The sequence below is a fragment of the Mesorhizobium sp. WSM4819 genome, from assembly GCF_055811215.1.
Window position 1 is genome coordinate 1 of sequence record NZ_JBVVQO010000076.1, and the last position, 1999, is coordinate 1999.

The following is a 1999-nucleotide window of genomic DNA, read 5'->3' on the forward strand; positions in this document are numbered from 1 at the left end:
GGCGTTCTCCCGGTCCGGTGTCCTGGCGTAGGGCGGTCCGCGCGGCTGCCTCCACCGTTCGAACACCTCGATGACGATCATGCGTCCGCCACAGCAGGGGCATGGCGGCCGGAAGTCTTCCGGTTCGCCTGGTGTTTCGTCATCGGCTGGCGCGGTGACGTCCAGGAGTTCGCGGGCGAGCGCGAGGCTGGCCTTGCGGGCGGAGCCGGCGAGCAGGCCGTAATGCCGGATGCGATGGAAACTGCGTGGCAGGACATGGAGCAGGAAGCGGCGGATGAACTCGTCGGCGGCGAGCGTCATGATCTGCTGCCGGTCCGCGCCGTCGCGGCGGTAGTCCTTGTAGCGGAAGGTGACGCGGCTCTCGTCGAAGCGGATCAGGCGACGGTTTGAAATGGCGACCCTGTGCGTGTAGCGCGACAGGTAGGCAAGCACCGCTTCCGGCCCGGCGAAGGGTGCCTTGGCATAGACCACCCAGCGCTTGCTGCGAACAGGCTTCAGATGACGCAGGAAGGCGCGTCGGTCGGCCAGATGCGCCGCCGATCCGACGAAGGCGAGCCGGCCGGCGTCGTGAAGCGCAAGCAGCCGGGTCAGGAACAGGCGGCGGAAGAGCTTGCCGAGCACGCGCACCGGAAGGAGAAAGGCCGGGCGCGACGATACCCAGCGCTTCCCGTCGAGTGCGATGCCGCCGCCCGGCACGATCATGTGAACATGGGGGTGGTGAGTCATCGCCGAGCCCCATGTGTGGAGCACGGCGGTGATGCCGATCCGCGCGCCGAGATGCTTCGGATCAGCGGCGATGGTCAGCATCGTCTCCGATGCCGCCTTGAACAGCAGGTCGTAGACTAGCGCCTTGTTGTGGAAGGCGATGTCGGCGACTTCGGCGGGCAGGGTGAACACGACATGGAAGTAGCCGACCGGCAGCAGGTCAGCCTCGCGCTCGGCCAGCCATGTCCGCGCCGCGGCGCCCTGGCACTTGGGGCAGTGCCGGTTGCGGCAGGAGTTGTAGGCGATCCGCCACTGGCCGCAGTCCTCGCAGGCCTCGACGTGACCGCCAAGCGCCGCGGTGCGGCAGTGCTCGATCGCCGACATCACCTTGAGCTGGATAATGCTCAGATGGCCGGCATGAACGGCCCGGTAGGCGGGTCCGGCAGCACGGAAGATGTCGGCGACCTCGACAGAGGCGCGCACGGCTCAGCCATCGGGCGAGATCTCTGCCTCCTTGAACAGGCCGAGCTTGTCGAGCGGGCTCGTGACCGTGCGCACCGTGCGGGTCGCGACCTTGGTGTAGAAGGCGGTGTTGTCGAGCTTGGCGTGCCCGAGCAGGACCTGGATGACCCGAATGTCGGTGCCGTCTTCAAGCAGGTGGGTGGCGAAGCTGTGGCGCAACGTATGCGGCCCGACCCGCTTGGCGATGTCGGCGGCCTGTGCCGCCTCGACGACGATGCGGTGAAGGTGTCGGGTGCTGATCGGCTTCATCGGATGCTGCCCGGGAAACAGCCAGCCATCGCGGTGCATGACACCCTGTTGCCGCCCGACCTTCCACCACTGGCGCAACAGCGTAAGCAGGTCGGCCGACAGCATGGCATTGCGGTATCGTCCGCCCTTGCCACGCTCGATACGCAGCAGCATGCGCTCGCTGTCGATATCGGCGACCTTCAGTGTCGAAACCTCGGCGACGCGAAGCCCTGAGCCATAGGCGACCGACAGCGCGGCCTGATGCTTGAGGCAGGTGGTGGCGTTGAGAAGCCGGGCGACCTCGTCTCGGCTTAGCACCACGGGTAGCTTGCGCGGGTGCGCCAGCCGGACGAGCCTGCGCGCCAGATCCGGGCGGTCGAGCGTATGGGTGAAGAAGAAGCGCAGCGCCGACACGATGCTGTTCATGGTCGGAACGGGAACGCCGTCCTCCTGCTGTTCAACCTGGAATCGTCGTAGGTCGTCGGCCGTGGCCGTATCCGGAGATCGGCCGAGGAAGCTGGCGAACCTTCCGACATCGCGGAGA

General features: G+C 66.9%; 2 protein-coding genes. Both read right to left on the minus strand.

Translation table 11 applies throughout. The features are described from left to right. A partial coding sequence (locus AC0L18_RS32255; protein WP_473495721.1) for an IS91 family transposase occupies positions 1-1188 on the minus strand: 1188 nt, incomplete at its 3' end. Positions 1189-1191: 3 nt separating this feature from the next. Further along, positions 1192-1999, minus strand: an 808-nt coding sequence (locus AC0L18_RS32260; protein WP_473495722.1) for a tyrosine-type recombinase/integrase, incomplete at its 5' end; no start/stop codon positions are given.